General features: G+C 43.4%; 14 protein-coding genes. 3 read left to right on the top strand and 11 right to left on the bottom strand.

What is annotated here, in order from left to right; genetic code table 11:
* The first annotated feature begins 1 nt into the window (after window position 1).
* Window positions 2-346, top strand: coding sequence for a hypothetical protein (locus tag DRW42_RS13500; RefSeq protein WP_113949345.1), 345 nt, complete (start codon window positions 2-4; stop codon window positions 344-346).
* 39 nt (window positions 347-385) lie between these two features.
* On the opposite strand, the gene DRW42_RS13495 is transcribed toward DRW42_RS13500, so the two are convergent.
* From DRW42_RS13495 to DRW42_RS13485, 3 genes are all read right to left on the bottom strand, one after another.
* Window positions 386-1024 carry an NAD(P)-dependent oxidoreductase gene (locus DRW42_RS13495; RefSeq protein ID WP_113949344.1) on the bottom strand — a complete coding sequence of 213 codons (639 nt, stop codon included), beginning with the start codon at window positions 1022-1024 and terminating at the stop codon, window positions 386-388.
* Window positions 1025-1036: 12 nt separating this feature from the next.
* On the bottom strand, window positions 1037-1237 hold the full coding sequence (locus DRW42_RS29500) for an ArsC/Spx/MgsR family protein (RefSeq protein ID WP_113949343.1): 201 nt from the start codon (window positions 1235-1237) through the stop codon (window positions 1037-1039).
* Window positions 1238-1395: 158 nt separating this feature from the next.
* Window positions 1396-1821, bottom strand: coding sequence for a cupin domain-containing protein (locus DRW42_RS13485; protein ID WP_113949342.1), 426 nt, complete (start codon window positions 1819-1821; stop codon window positions 1396-1398).
* Window positions 1822-2303: 482 nt separating this feature from the next.
* Here DRW42_RS13485 and DRW42_RS13480 point away from each other — a divergent pair, with 482 nt between their 5' ends.
* The gene (locus tag DRW42_RS13480; protein WP_113949341.1) at window positions 2304-2576 is read left to right on the top strand and encodes a UBP-type zinc finger domain-containing protein; all 273 of its coding nucleotides are present in this window, start codon (window positions 2304-2306) and stop codon (window positions 2574-2576) included.
* A gap of 164 nt (window positions 2577-2740) precedes the next feature.
* Here DRW42_RS13480 and DRW42_RS13475 read toward each other — a convergent pair whose 3' ends face one another.
* The 8 genes from DRW42_RS13475 to DRW42_RS13440 all read right to left on the bottom strand — a co-directional run bounded on the left by DRW42_RS13475 (window position 2741) and on the right by DRW42_RS13440 (window position 11832).
* On the bottom strand, window positions 2741-3655 hold the full coding sequence (locus DRW42_RS13475) for a DUF5996 family protein (protein ID WP_113949340.1): 915 nt from the start codon (window positions 3653-3655) through the stop codon (window positions 2741-2743).
* Between the two features lie 45 nt (window positions 3656-3700).
* The gene (locus tag DRW42_RS13470; RefSeq protein ID WP_113949339.1) at window positions 3701-4606 is read right to left on the bottom strand and encodes an alpha/beta hydrolase; all 906 of its coding nucleotides are present in this window, start codon (window positions 4604-4606) and stop codon (window positions 3701-3703) included.
* Between the two features lie 255 nt (window positions 4607-4861).
* Window positions 4862-7579 carry a sigma 54-interacting transcriptional regulator gene (locus DRW42_RS29085; protein ID WP_208643560.1) on the bottom strand — a complete coding sequence of 906 codons (2718 nt, stop codon included), beginning with the start codon at window positions 7577-7579 and terminating at the stop codon, window positions 4862-4864.
* A 103-nt stretch (window positions 7580-7682) separates the two neighbouring features.
* Window positions 7683-9188 carry an aminotransferase-like domain-containing protein gene (locus tag DRW42_RS13460; protein ID WP_113949338.1) on the bottom strand — a complete coding sequence of 502 codons (1506 nt, stop codon included), beginning with the start codon at window positions 9186-9188 and terminating at the stop codon, window positions 7683-7685.
* Window positions 9189-9209: 21 nt separating this feature from the next.
* Window positions 9210-10091: a pirin family protein gene (locus DRW42_RS13455; RefSeq protein ID WP_113949337.1), complete on the bottom strand. Its 882-nt coding sequence runs from the start codon at window positions 10089-10091 to the stop codon at window positions 9210-9212.
* Window positions 10092-10102: 11 nt separating this feature from the next.
* Window positions 10103-10561, bottom strand: a complete 459-nt coding sequence (locus DRW42_RS13450; RefSeq protein ID WP_113949336.1) for a DoxX family protein — start codon at window positions 10559-10561, stop codon at window positions 10103-10105.
* A gap of 11 nt (window positions 10562-10572) precedes the next feature.
* A complete protein-coding gene (locus tag DRW42_RS13445; RefSeq protein ID WP_113949335.1) occupies window positions 10573-11136 on the bottom strand; it encodes a Pycsar system effector family protein in 564 nt (187 codons plus the stop codon).
* 30 nt (window positions 11137-11166) lie between these two features.
* Entirely contained in the window at window positions 11167-11832 is a 666-nt protein-coding gene (locus tag DRW42_RS13440) for a ferredoxin reductase domain-containing protein (RefSeq protein WP_113949334.1), read from the bottom strand.
* Window positions 11833-12292: 460 nt separating this feature from the next.
* Here DRW42_RS13440 and DRW42_RS13435 point away from each other — a divergent pair, with 460 nt between their 5' ends.
* Window positions 12293-13339, top strand: a complete 1047-nt coding sequence (locus DRW42_RS13435; protein WP_208643559.1) for a catalase family peroxidase — start codon at window positions 12293-12295, stop codon at window positions 13337-13339.
* The last annotated feature ends 68 nt before the right edge of the window (window positions 13340-13407 follow it).

The raw sequence follows: 13407 nt of genomic DNA, 5'->3' as shown, positions 1-13407 counted from the left end.
TATGGAAGCAAAATCAATTTCAGGCAGCAAGTCTGTCTCAAGGGTAAACAGTAACCTGGCCGGTGATCTGTACATAAGTTATATTTCGCATTTGGACAAACAGAATGAAAACCGCCTTCTGTGGTTTTTTCTGGCATTAATGATCCACGGCGTTCTTTTCCTGGCTTCGCCCGCCATATTGATAGGCTATTTTGGGGCTCCGGTTTTAGTACTTGCCATAACTATCATTAATTTTTTCGCAAACCTGATCGCCAATATGGGAGGGGCTGGGATAAGGACAACAGTAAGCTTATTTTACCTGGGCCTTATAATCAACCTGGCGCTGATAGTTTTCTACATTCTTTAAGGAAATCCTGCGATGGGCCAACCGGCCCATCGCAGGATTTTAATAGGCTACGGTAAAGCGTTGTCTGATATGGTTTCCCTTTTCGAGCTCATCCAGTAATGCCACCACTAAATCCTCAATGGAAATGGCACTTTTGCCTTGCTCATCACGTACCGGCTCATCCAGACCGATTCTGAATTTTCCTGTCCTTTCCCCGGGTTCAAGAATTCCTGGTGGGCTTAGAACTGTCCAATCCAGATCTTGCTCTGTTTTTATGATGTTCAGGTATTCCCTGGCAGCAGTTGCCCCTGGTCTAATTTCAGCTGGGAATCCTTCCAGATCCACAATCTGTTTTCCGCCAATAAACAAACTTCCGGCTCCTCCTATGATGAGTAGGCGCCTGACCCCGGATTTTTTAACGGCCTCCTGGATCGAAGATGAACCTTTCAGAAAAAGGTTATAGATATCAGGATTTCCCCACCCTGGGTTATAGGCACTGATCACCGCATCATGACCTGCGATTGCCTGGGCTAGTGCTTCGGTCTGGAAAATATCTACATTAATTGTGTTCAATAAGGGAGAAACAGGTAGTTTTTCAGGGTTTCTGGCGATGGCGGTGATTTGATGGCCTCTGGATAGTGCTTCAATCACAATTTTTGATCCGACAAAACCGGTCGAACCTATGATAAGAATTTTCATATTTTATCTTTATTAGGGTTGATGGAAAAAGTGATTTTCGCAACTGGTCTCGTCAAATCCAAAATATAGGAAATCTCCGTCCTCTATTGCCGGTCTTTTGATGAGCAGGGGATTGCTGTGAAGCATGGCAAGTATATCGGCTTTCTTTTTAAGCCCCTCTTTTGCCTTACTATCCAGTTGTTTGTATGCTGATCCCTTTTTGTTAAAAAATATATCATAGCCTACTTTATTGTCTCATTCCGAGAGCTTATCTTCGGTGATGCCTATTTTTTTGTAGTCATGGAAAATGAAATCTATATTGTTTTTCCTCAGCCAGGCCAAAGCTTTCTGGGTTTGACGGCAGGTTGTTATGCCATAGATGACCAACATGGCTATTTATGATCAGTAGTGATGAATGGTTTCTTCGGGTCCCCGATGAAATATACCAAAAGTGCCGCAGGTTTGGTTTTGCTCATGTTTTTGGTGGCTGCGTGTAAAAGATTAGGGTCTTCATAGAAAGATTCTCCTTTTTTAAAGCGTTTTACTTTTCCGTCAAAGGTCGATTCAATCTCCCCCTCCAATACGTAAGCGATTGCAGGTATCGGATGTCTGTGCGCACCTGAGATTTCACCTGGTGCAAATTTTACCAGCACTAGCCTGATTTCCTGATTATCAATTTTGTCGGTCTTTAATGTTTTACTGAATACTACCGCGAGTGGTGATTGGGTTATGGTCTTGGTAGGGTCCGAGTGCTGGGCTTTAGATGTTAATGAAAATCCTGCTAACAGCAGGCTTATTCCTAAGGCGATTTTTTTCATAATAAAATTTTTAAGGCACCATCAGCGATGCTCCTGCAAAATTACCTGACCTGGATTAGGGTAAATTGGTCCAAGGTTCCGATTTTGAAATGGTCCAGCTGGTTAATTCACTTGACAACTGACAATCTGGGATTGTTTGATAACCTTTGAGATAGGTCAGTTGCATTGGAGGTTATTCTGTTTGTAAAAGAGGTAAGGTACCCCTTCGCTATATATCGACTGCCAAAAAGGAGCTTTGACGATATATAGTACTCATAAGGGTTGTTGGGTGTGTGTAAGTATCTTTTAATCAGTTTGTTGTGTCTTTGGTCTGCGCTTTGAATTATCAGCGGCATGTTAAGATGAATTATTATGAAAAACAATCAGCCAGCACCCTTATATCTTTTGGTAAGTAAGCTTACATTTAAAGCTCATGGAATATTAAATATTGTCATGAAAATCATATATACCTATTATTTATAAACTATTAACAAAGCAATGCCATGGAAAACCAAACTATCTGTACGGATATAGAAAAGATCAAAATTTTAAAACAGGCAAGCTCGCACGTATGTGAAGCGTGTGCGAAGATCGGAGGAAGATGGCTTCACTTAAGGACCTGTCAGACTTGTGGGGTAACGCTATGCTGTGACTCTTCTCCAAACCAGCACATGACCGCTCACTTTCATCATTCCGGCCATCCTACAGTCAGCTCTGCCGAAAGTGGTGAGCGTTGGTTATGGTGTTACGAGCATGAGATATTTTCAGAATATTAGGTATAATTTTTCTAGAAGCTGCCTGATCGTATTGGATGTGCTGCACAAAAAAAAATGGCAATTTCTGTTTATGGAAATTGCCATTCTTTTTGCCTTCAGTTTTATAAAGGTAACGCTTAGATTCTGCCTGTGGATCAGCGTTATTGAATTGCTGTTTTTTTGGCTTAGGCTTTTGGAACCGGGACTGTAAAGTCAGGATCCCATCCTGCTAGGGTTGCACCTATCTGATAGGTACTATTCAGAAAGGCCAATAGTTTCTCCTGAGGATCTTCAGACTCCTGGACAGCGGAGTATGGAAGTATGTACTCTCCCAGTGTTTGGTGGTAGTAGGCTTCGTAAGGTTCCACTTTTCCGGTTTTATATCCATCTGGTTCAGGATAGAGATAACAATAGAAGGCCGCTTCAGGCAGGCCATCATTTCCAGACCAGAAACCTGCGTCCCTGACTTCATGGGAATAAGCATCCTGTAGTACCCAGTCAGGCATGCCCACCATTTTTCCAGGATGATGCGGAGCACGCTTTCCGGAGAAATATGCCAGCGAGAGATCAAATCCCCCCCAGAAAAAATGGATGGGGCTACTTTTGCCGCTGAAGCTGCTGCGGTGAATCATAAAAACTTCCTGAATCTGAAGAAGCGCAAGATGAAAGGCGCTTGCATGCTCGCGCTCATAAGTGTTATGCAGTTCGTCAAGCTCAAAAGGTATCGGATCCACAATTTCGGAAGGTAATGTCATAATATCGATCTCTATACCAAGCTCTTTTAACGCGGTAAATAAGGTATTATAAAATCCTGCAACTGAGGTATTTTCCAGACTGAGTTGACTCAGATCACCTTTACTGGTAGAAATCTTGAGCATGTGCTCGATCAGATCGAAATCAATCTGAAAATTCATATCCCCATAGGGCATTGTCTGGGTTGTAAATCCACTTGTGGTAATATGCAGGGTAACGTTCCAGGAGTGGTTTGCCCAGGGCATGGTTGCAAGTTTAATTTTGCCTGCCATCTGGGTGAAAAGCTGAAGGGTATCGTAAGTTTTCCTGCCTTTTTCATAAGATAGCACTGGCCATTGTTTTTTCATTTTAGTCTAATTTTAAAATATTAATAACTTTGTTGTTGTGCCGGTTTATAGGTTTTGAAGTAGTCCAGTGAGCGCACTGGTCAGCAGGCCGTTTTTGGTTTCAAACTCCTTAAGGATACTGAAGTGGTCGGCGCCTTCCACAATCAAAGAAAGGCCAAGGTTTCCTGCGCTGCGCCAGGTGTTCAGGTAGTTATCCGATTGTAACCTGAAAGCCCTGGTTTCCAGGGATCCCCAGCTTACCGTAATGGGTACCACGCTTGGTTTGATCAGCCGGATTGGGCTGGAGTAAAGGATCTGATCTGCGCTTATTCTGATCGCTGGTTGAATAAAACTATGCGAGACTGGTTCCAGGTCGTATAAGCCGCTGACCGCCAGAACACCCTTTACCGTATCGGCTGCTAGATCGTAATCTGACCAGTTGGTAAGCGAACTCATTGCTGCAAGATGAGCTCCTGCTGAATGTCCGCCAATAAATAGCTGTTTTGCGTTGCCATTAAAATTTTTGATATTATTGGCTGTCCAGGCTATCGAGGCCCTTACCTGACGGATAATCTCTGGAATGGTGACTTTAGGAGCCAATTCATAATTGATTACGACCACGGTAAATCCCGCTTCAAGGGGACCGGTTGCAATGAAATCGAAATCTTCTGCTGCACCCATCCTCCAGTATCCGCCGTGAACGAATAAAAAAACAGGAGCTTCAGCTGAGACTCCCGGATAAATTGTGAGGCGCTCTGCAGAGGTTGGTCCGAATTTCAGGATCTGCCTGTTTGTTAAAACATTCCGGGCCCTAACACTGGCCTGCTGGTAATATTTAATATATCCCGGGAAATCAGCTACGGCCTTCTCGACATTATATTCCTCATCGAGGGATTCCTGGCTGCTGAATGGGCCGTATAGGCTTGTCCCAGACAATGCCGGCCTGAACCGTTCATTTTGGTTTGACATCATATTATTAGCGTTTGCTCCTGCTCATCTATTTGGCAGGATACAGCATTGCCCTAATAACTATGCCTATTGTTGTAATGTGTTGTTTTTCAGTTGTTTGTGTTTTTGTTGCGTGCTTTCTATTGAAACGAAATACCGCGGATATTTCTCAATTGACGAAATGCCAAGTCTTTCCAAACAACAAAGTGATCCTTTTGGTAATCACTTTTGTCATAAAATGTTCTGATCGCGTTTAACATACGCTTCACATTTAGGATGTTATACCGGAAAATAATCCGCCCGGGTAATTCCAAGTTTTTTCATCTTGGAATGAAGTGTTGAAGGGGGGATCCCCAGGACTTCAGCGGCTCCGGTTGGACCGGATATTTTGCCTTTGCAGGATTTGAGCATTTCAATGATGTGGAACCGCTCAATCTCCTCCAGGGTCTGCCCCATATAAACTTCATGCCCGATAGCATCTTCTGGAATTACCTTGGGAAGATGTACTGACTGTATGGTACTGCTGCTTGACAATAAAATACTCCGCTCAATCAGGTGTTCCAGCTCTCTGATATTACCTGGCCAGGAATAATTCTCCAGATCGGATAATGCTTTCGGAGATATCGAATTAACTCCAATCCCTGTTTTCTTACTATATCTGGTGATAAAGAATCGGGTGAGGGGTTCAACATCTTCCCGGCGGTCGCGTAATGGGGGTAAAGTAATCGGAAAAACGTTTAATCTGTAAAACAGATCCGATCGAAATTTACCAGCGCCTACCTCTACAGCAAGGTTTCTGTTGGTGGCAGCAATAATCCTGACGTCAACTTTCAATGTTTCCTTTCCTCCAATCCGCTCAAACTCTCTTTCCTGCAGTACCCTCAACATTTTCACCTGGAGTTCCAACGGAAGTTCGCCGATTTCATCCAGAAATAACGTGCCGCCATGTGCCAGTTCAAATTTTCCGATCCTCTTTTCATATGCACCGGTAAAGGCGCCCTTTTCATGTCCAAATAATTCACTCTCAATTAAGTGGGGCGGCAATGCCGCACAATTTATCTTGATCATGATTTTTTTGTTTCGTGGAGAGGCATTGTGTACGGCCCTGGCAATAAGTTCTTTACCTGTGCCGGTTTCCCCATGTATAAGTACCGTTGTGGCCGAGTCGCTGACCGCTGACATCATGTGGTAAACATTTTGCATGGCTGCACCTTCTCCAATAATTTCAGAAAAGTTATATAGGCCGCGAATCTGTTCATGAAGATGTGTATTCTCGATTTCCAGTTTCTGTTTATAGTTCCAGATTTTTTCATTTGCCAGGATGTTGGATATTGCGATTGAAATCTGGGCACACAGCCCTTTTAGCAAGGTCATGTTGATATCGTCGATCATAAGCCACAGCGTACCGAAATTTTTATTACCTACTCTCAAGGCCGCACCGAAAGCATTACTGAATCCGGCATTCTTCCAGAATTTAATGTAAGGGGAATTATTGCCTTTTGCTTCTTCTTCTACGATATTGAAAATTACGGGCTCTTTTTGTTGCAATACCCTCGCGCTCAGTACTTCACTGACCGGGATTTTCTGCGAGGCCTGTTTTTTGAATTCCTCATTGCCATTGCCAAACATTCGCTCATCATACATATACGGCTCGAGCAGTTCTCCCGCATCATCGATTACGCGGATCATCGAAAGCCGGATGCCAAGCATGCGGTCCAGTACACTCGATATTGACGCTTCTAAATCATCCTTTTTTCTCACCGCAGCAATATCTTCAGCGAAATCCAAAAGAAATGCCTTTTCTTTCTCTTTTTTCTGGATATTTTCATTTGAAGATATATTTCTCACTATACCGGAAAGCGGACTTGATATGCGTTCAATAATTTCTACAACCCGATCATCAAAAGTGCCCGTTTCATCCGCGAAAAGTACAAGTGCGAATTTTTTCAAATCTGCGTTTGGAAGCATCTTTATTAACATCTCCCTGGAACCGACTGCATAGTTCAATCTGAACCAGAGCGGGGTTTTTCGCAAATCCTGGGCCTTCATATCAAATACCACAGCATGGTAAGAGTGTGAGGCCACGTTGTATATCCCATCTTCGATGGAATTTGGCTCAGCAATAGCTTTAATGTATTTTGATTTTTCTTCAGAACGGGATTCCGTGTCGAGTGCAAAAGCAGAATATGTTTTGCGCTCATCATCCGAGACAGTGATCAGGCTATGCGAAAACTCAAATAGTTTGCGAAGGCCATTGTTTAGTACTTTGACGACTTCCTTTCGGTTGCGCGAGGTAGCCAGATCATTACTCAGAGATAACAGGACTTTATTGGTGAATTCCCGTTGTTCTATCTGCTCATTGGTTATAATGTGGGCGACAATATTGGCAAGCAAAGGAGAAATGCCAATCATAACCTGCCGGAGCTGGTTGGTGAATTTTCCGGCCTGGATGGCATAAATATTAATAAATCCTATCGTTTCCTCTTTGGTGGTCAATGGTGTGACCAGAATTTCGCGGATACCACCATCATAATTTATATTCATGTATGGAGGAATCTTCGGGTCATCTATAATTTCATCGAGTAGAAAACTAACAGGTTCATCACTGTTGAGTACACTTTGAATATACGGTTCGTGCAGGTTGAAATTGGCGACCGAAAGTTTTTTGTAGGATGGATGATCCTGGATAATCCCTGAAGGGTCCAGAAGAAAAGGATAATAATGTTCCCTTTTCTCATCAATAAGGGTTATGGTGATATGACTGAAGTAGAACAGCTTTTTTATCCTGGAGGAAAATACATTGATCAGATCAGTCTTGTTACGTACCTTGGTGATATCATTACTAAGGGTCAGAATGATATCGCGCTCTCTTTTCAAACTTTCAATTTCATTTGAGCTCTCGCTTATTTGCGGAGTTATAGCTTCCCCCTTTTGGGACAGGCCAGGATTTTTTGAAACCGGTTGGTGAGTTGCAGACTCCTTGGGAGGTTTTTCCATGTTTTTTATTTTATCAGATTGGAGAATGTTCGGAAAGCCCGATACTAAGTTACAAGAAAAATGAGTTAATCCGTATAGCGCCCGGTCAGCTATGATTATTGAATTAAGCTGTCATTGCCTTGATTTGTGGAAAATCACTGTGCCGGCATATCTTGGATTCAGAGAGGTTGAGGGTGCAGTTGTGCATAATCTCTACCGCTCGTTTGATATCTTTTTCACTCAAGGATGCAAAACCGAACCTTAGACTGTTATCTACATGATGCCCGTATTCCCAAAAAAGTCCCTGTCTTGAGGTCGCTTTTAGGAATTTGTCCAACGGAAAGTTTTCTCTGAATTTAAGCCATAATCCCAAACCTGCTTTAGGCCTGCTGAAGCTCAGCACATTCCCGAGTTTAGCCATGAGTTGTTCACAGAGTATATTGCATCTCTGGTTGTATAATTTCTTACTCTTGATCAGGTGCCTGTCGAAATCACCACTGATGATCATTTTGCAAAGCATGGTTTCCATTTCAACCTCCCCGTGGTGATCCATAAGCCCTTGAAGGTATGATGCCCTGGCCAGTATTTCAGGACAGGCAATTAAAAATCCCAGTTTTATTGAACGGGAAATCGTGCGGTCAAAGTTACCGATATAGATAAGCTTTCCTCCATGGTCTGCGCTTGCCAGGGGTAAAATGGGCTTACTTTCAAAATCAAAATCGTAACCCAGATCTTCTTCTATTACCCAAAAATTATAGGTCCGAATCAGCGCCAACAGTTTTCTTCTCTTTTCAGCGCTCATCACCGCTCCGGTAGGGTACTGGTTGTGGGGCTGGATGTGCAGGAGCGTAATGCGATGGATCTGGAGTGTTTTTTCGAGATCATCCAAATCTATGCCGTCTTCACAATGCCGGATTCTAATCAACTCTCCTCCGGCATGTTCCAGGATCTGGCTGGCCATTGGATCGTTGATCTTTGCTACCGCAATTTTATCGCCGGGCTTTATTAGCACGCTTGCGGTGATGTACAAAGGCATTTGGCCACCTCTTGTAATCACGATTTCATCTGAAGATATGTTGAGCCCCCTTGAATCATTCAGCAGCTCACTTGCCGCTGATTTAAGTGTTCGCAAGCCTCCTTGTGGCCGGTAGGGCAGCAGCTGTTTCTGTGCGGTGACAGTTGTCTGCTCGCTATATACGCGGTTCATTTCCCGGTAGGGTGAAAGTCTTGGATCAGGATAACCGTCATCAATGAGTATGTCGGAAAACTTAAGCCGCTGTTCACCATCGAGATGGGGCATTACGTTTTGTTGATATTTATAGTTTTTTTGGAAATAGGATGGACCAGGCTGAAAGCTCCGGGGCCGTGTTTCAGGTAGATTAGCGGTCACCCGATAGCCTTTTCTTGGCTCAGATTCCAACCAGTTCTGTGCAAGCAATTCCTCATAAACCTTAATCACCGTCTTGCGGTTGACCAGTAGCAGTTCACCCATCTGGCGTGTTCCGGGTAGGAACACGCCAGGCTTCAACATACCGGCACGGACAAGTTCGACCAGTCTATCGGTAATCTGCCTGAATATGGGTAAGGGACTTTCCTTACTAGTAGCAATCAGTGTCTGAAACGGTAGCATAATGACCTCCTGTAAAATAATTTATTTCAATACCGGAAGAACCACTTTTCTATTCCCGTCTTCCATTCTGATGAATCCCATCCGGCCTTCATTGAAGTCACTCATAGCCTTTGCCAGTTCATCGTTTGAACCCATTGTGAGACTTCCGTGAGCAAAAATCTCTTCTTTGAGGGGCGCTCCTGAAATGAAGATCAATTGGCATCCGCCATTTGGGGAAAAAGTAACTTTTTGGTTTTCAAGGGAAGAGAAACATATTACTGAAGACTGCTCCAGGAGTCTTTTCTCTTCACCCACAGCAAGCTCGGTTTTTCCGTTTACCACGTAAACTGTTCCATTCCAGCCAGATGGCAACTCATGGGAAAAGCTTTCTTCGCCAGTTAAAAAAATATGGAGAAAAGTAATGTCCTGAGGGATAACCGCCTGATTGATTACCGCTCCGCTACGGCCTGTGACAACTCTCACACGAAAGCCTGCAGAAATGATTTCGGGAATGTCCGGTGAATTGATGAAAGTTCCCTTCGGCGCTGTTTGCTTTTGTTTGGCGGGCATATTAATGAAGAGCTGCAGCCCGTGGACTTCGCTTCCTTCAGGGACAGGAAATTCGGTATGTACAACGCCGCGGCCTGCCCATGTCCACATCAGACTACCAGGGGTAATCATTACATCTGTTCCTATCGAATCCAGGTTGTGATAAGGAACCGAATCTTCAAATAGGTAGCTCAGCGCCGACATCCCCGCGTGGGGATGCGCTCCAAAAACATCTTTTGTGAGTTTGAAATGGTCAAAGCCTATCACTGGGTCCATCAGGCCTCCAAAAAGCTGGGCTCTGACCTTCTCTGCAGAAAATGAAATGTTTCCCGATGAGGATGCTTCTACGGTATCTGAAATATTTAAGTTTTTCATTTTATGAATATTTAGTGGTTTGAAATTTTATAGAATAATCCGTCTAGGCTTAATCTGCCCGATCCGGAAAGAATGATTGATAAGCAGATGCCAATGACCAGTAAGTGATATTCAAAACCTTCACCTTTGAGCGTTCCCGTCCAGTTCATGAAAAAACCGATAGGCCAATGGGCGGTGATGATCATTCCGATGAACATGATCAGTATCGCTATCGCAACGATGCGGGTATATAACCCGACAAAAACCATCAATGAACCAAAAAATTGAATCATAATGACTAAGAAGGCAATAATGTAAGGGAGTCCGCCACCTTTAAAATAATCGATAGTGGAAGCATATCCGGCACCGCCAAACCAGCCCAGCAATAGCTGAGCGCCATGGGGCCACAAAACAACGGCCAGCGTAATTCTCAGAATTAACGGAGCGATCTTTTCATCGGTTTGGGCAATCTGTGTGATGACTTTTTTCATTCTTTCTATTTTTAGTTGTTTAATAAGAGCATGTATAATATGTAGGGTATATATGTTGAAAGGGCAATCAGAAGAACTATGGAGGCACATTTCAACGCAAAATATTTTCTGCCCAACTCCACCCCCCTGAGATAATCCATTTGTAGCGCATCGCCGCTAAGGATCGCTTGGGTTACAAAGCGTTCAAGCAAGGATTGTTCATAGTCGGCAAAAGAAAGCCTATGGAAATGACCAGCGTACAAAAGATTGATTTTTTCTTCTTCCTGGGAGCCCTGTATAATCATTTTCGGCTTACCGATTTCTGCCCTCAGGGAGATGAAAGAGATGATAAGCACGGCAATATTACAGCAGGTGAATACGGCCAGAGGGAGCATCCGGATCGATTCGGGTCTGGAAAAAGCGATAAACAGGGATAGGGTAAACAGCGTGGTACTCACCATTGCCATAACAGTTGCCTGCCTGTCAGCATGATCGCTCAAGTGCCAATGGTTCTTCAGGTTGGATTCAAAGAAATTTGCGATTTCCTTTTTCTTTACCTTTAATTCCTTTTTATTTTTAATTTGTTTATGTGACATGTATTGAGATCTGTTAGGTTTAGCTTAAAACTATTTTTCGAATACAAGGAGCTCCGCCTTTGCACCTAATGATGCAAGAATTTCATTTACCGATGCAATCATTGGGTCAGGACCACACACGTAAAAATGTTTACTGAAATCCTTAATTTCGGTTTTTAAGAAGTTTGCATCGATTCTCCGCTGATCATGGATGCTCTCTTTTTGACGGGTAATGGTGAAATGGGCATTATCACCCAATATTTGCTTTAACTCACCAGCCAGAATAATATCATCGTCCGTTTTATTGGTGTAGAACAGCTTGTTCTGATTGGCCAGCCCCTCTCGCTGTAACTGTCTGAGAATGGCAAGAAATGGAGTGATACCTGCACCACCCGCGATAAAATAACCTGGTCCTTTGTACTCGATACATCCCCAGGGATCGCGTAAAATCACCTCATCTCCGGCATCCAGCATACTAAGCTGCTCGGTAATACCATGTCTTTCTGGATAAATCTTAATGGTGAATTCCAGATAAGGTGAATCACTCAGGCAGGTGAAAGTAAAAGGATTATGTCTGCCAGACCATCCGGGTTTGTTAACGGAGAGTTCGGTGGCCTGGCCGGGTTTAAAAATAAAGCCTTCTGGCCGCTCGAGCCTAAATTGCCTGACATTATGGGTTACATATTGAGCGGACAAAATTTTTACGATTCTTTTCATTCTGAATTATCTTTTTTGAGTTGGGACTGGTGTACGTTCCGGGCTGCGTAGCCAAGGCTGATTCCAATCAGTGCAATCTATTATCTTTAATTGTGCCGATATGTTAACTTATTAATAAACAGTGTTTTGTGTTTATTTGAGGGTGACGAAATAACGCCTGATGCCAATCTGCTCGCGAAATACAACGAGTTTATTTGATCGGTTTGTTGCGCTCTTTGCCGATTTTTTTGCTTGATGAGGATGTTTTTGGACACCAATACATAGAGAATTTTTACGCTTTGGAACAGCTGAGCTCTTTTCTGATGATAACAAGTCTCGAAATGTCAATGATTGAAAAGTTAAATACTATATATCACTACTTAGAAACCGATAATTTAACTTGTAAATGCTTGTTCGTTAGGTCTTTGTGTTTTTGGGTGCTTTTTTGTTCTTCTGAACTAAATATTTAAATCCGATATAAATGAAAACTCAAAAAAATCATTCGCAAAAGGTGCATGCACTAAAAGGCGAAAAAAGGAAGGTTCTGTTAACCTTAGCTATTTTACTGCTAGCGCTTATATTTATCGCTAGCCATGCATTCGCCCAAACCCCGATGACAAAATCCACACCTGGAGAAATGGTGGGCGCGCTGAATGCTGCTTTCGGGAAACATCCCCATGCCCGGGCAGTACATGCAAAGGGGATAATTATGGAAGGTACTTTTAAGGCAGTTCCCCAGGCAGCGGAACTCTCTTCCGCACCACATTTCAGTGGCAAGGTTATCCCCGTAATCTTCCGCTTTTCGGATTTCACAGGGATCCCCGATATACCTGATACCGTTGGCGCGAGTAGCCCCAGGGGACTTGCTTTGAAATTTAAATTACCAGGGGGAGGCAGCACAGACATCGTATCACATAGCTTTAATGGCTTTCCGGTTGCTACTACCGATGAATTTAGGGAATTTCTACTTGCCATATCTAAAAGTGGTCCCCAATCACCGCAGCCAAAGCCCCTGGATCAGTTTCTCTCTAGCCATCCTATAGCAAAAACATTTTTACAGAGTCAGAAGCCCTTAAGCGTGAGCTATGCCACTCTGGACTATTTTGGGGTCAATGCATTCAAGTTTACAAACCGGCAGAACAAATCTGTTTTTATCCGATACCAGTTTTTACCTGTCGATGGAGAAGAATTTCTTACCGACAATCAACGGCAGTCAGCAGAACCGGATTATTTGGGCAAAGAAATCCGTAATAGACTCGTGAAAGGCCCGGTCAAATACAAGATGTTCGCCCAGATATCTCAGGATGGAGACCAGATAGAAAATCCGGCCATCGCCTGGCCGGAGAGTAGAAAGCTCGTTTTGCTCGGCATCTTAACGATTTCGAGGATTACAGAGAATACCGATGAGCAGGACCGCAGGCTGATCTTCAATCCAGGGAATCTTCCATCGGGGATTGAGATCGCCGACCAGATGCTTCTGGACCGACAAAAGGCCTATCCTGTATCGGCAGCCCAGCGCAATCAGTAGGAAAACGAGAACAGCGTGCATTCTTTTTCGCATGGGCGGATAAAAAAAAGTAAAAAAAAATAAAAAAA

This window comes from Pedobacter miscanthi (assembly GCF_003315595.1).
Lineage (GTDB): Bacteria > Bacteroidota > Bacteroidia > Sphingobacteriales > Sphingobacteriaceae > Pedobacter > Pedobacter miscanthi.
The sequence above is the reverse complement of the archived record's forward strand: the minus strand, read 5'-3'. Positions and strand labels throughout refer to the sequence as shown.

Excerpts from the sequence above, each read along its gene's own strand:
- DRW42_RS13500 (WP_113949345.1), top strand. The coding sequence starts at position 2 with ATGGAAGCAAAATCAATTTCAGGCAGCAAGTCTGTCTCAAGGGTAAAC.
- DRW42_RS13495 (WP_113949344.1), bottom strand. The coding sequence starts at position 1,024 with ATGAAAATTCTTATCATAGGTTCGACCGGTTTTGTCGGATCAAAAATT.
- DRW42_RS13485 (WP_113949342.1), bottom strand. The coding sequence starts at position 1,821 with ATGAAAAAAATCGCCTTAGGAATAAGCCTGCTGTTAGCAGGATTTTCA.
- DRW42_RS13480 (WP_113949341.1), top strand. The coding sequence starts at position 2,304 with ATGGAAAACCAAACTATCTGTACGGATATAGAAAAGATCAAAATTTTA.
- DRW42_RS13475 (WP_113949340.1), bottom strand. The coding sequence starts at position 3,655 with ATGAAAAAACAATGGCCAGTGCTATCTTATGAAAAAGGCAGGAAAACT.
- DRW42_RS13470 (WP_113949339.1), bottom strand. The coding sequence starts at position 4,606 with ATGATGTCAAACCAAAATGAACGGTTCAGGCCGGCATTGTCTGGGACA.
- DRW42_RS29085 (WP_208643560.1), bottom strand. The coding sequence starts at position 7,579 with ATGGAAAAACCTCCCAAGGAGTCTGCAACTCACCAACCGGTTTCAAAA.
- DRW42_RS13460 (WP_113949338.1), bottom strand. The coding sequence starts at position 9,188 with ATGCTACCGTTTCAGACACTGATTGCTACTAGTAAGGAAAGTCCCTTA.
- DRW42_RS13455 (WP_113949337.1), bottom strand. The coding sequence starts at position 10,091 with ATGAAAAACTTAAATATTTCAGATACCGTAGAAGCATCCTCATCGGGA.
- DRW42_RS13450 (WP_113949336.1), bottom strand. The coding sequence starts at position 10,561 with ATGAAAAAAGTCATCACACAGATTGCCCAAACCGATGAAAAGATCGCT.
- DRW42_RS13445 (WP_113949335.1), bottom strand. The coding sequence starts at position 11,136 with ATGTCACATAAACAAATTAAAAATAAAAAGGAATTAAAGGTAAAGAAA.
- DRW42_RS13440 (WP_113949334.1), bottom strand. The coding sequence starts at position 11,832 with ATGAAAAGAATCGTAAAAATTTTGTCCGCTCAATATGTAACCCATAAT.
- DRW42_RS13435 (WP_208643559.1), top strand. The coding sequence starts at position 12,293 with ATGAAAACTCAAAAAAATCATTCGCAAAAGGTGCATGCACTAAAAGGC.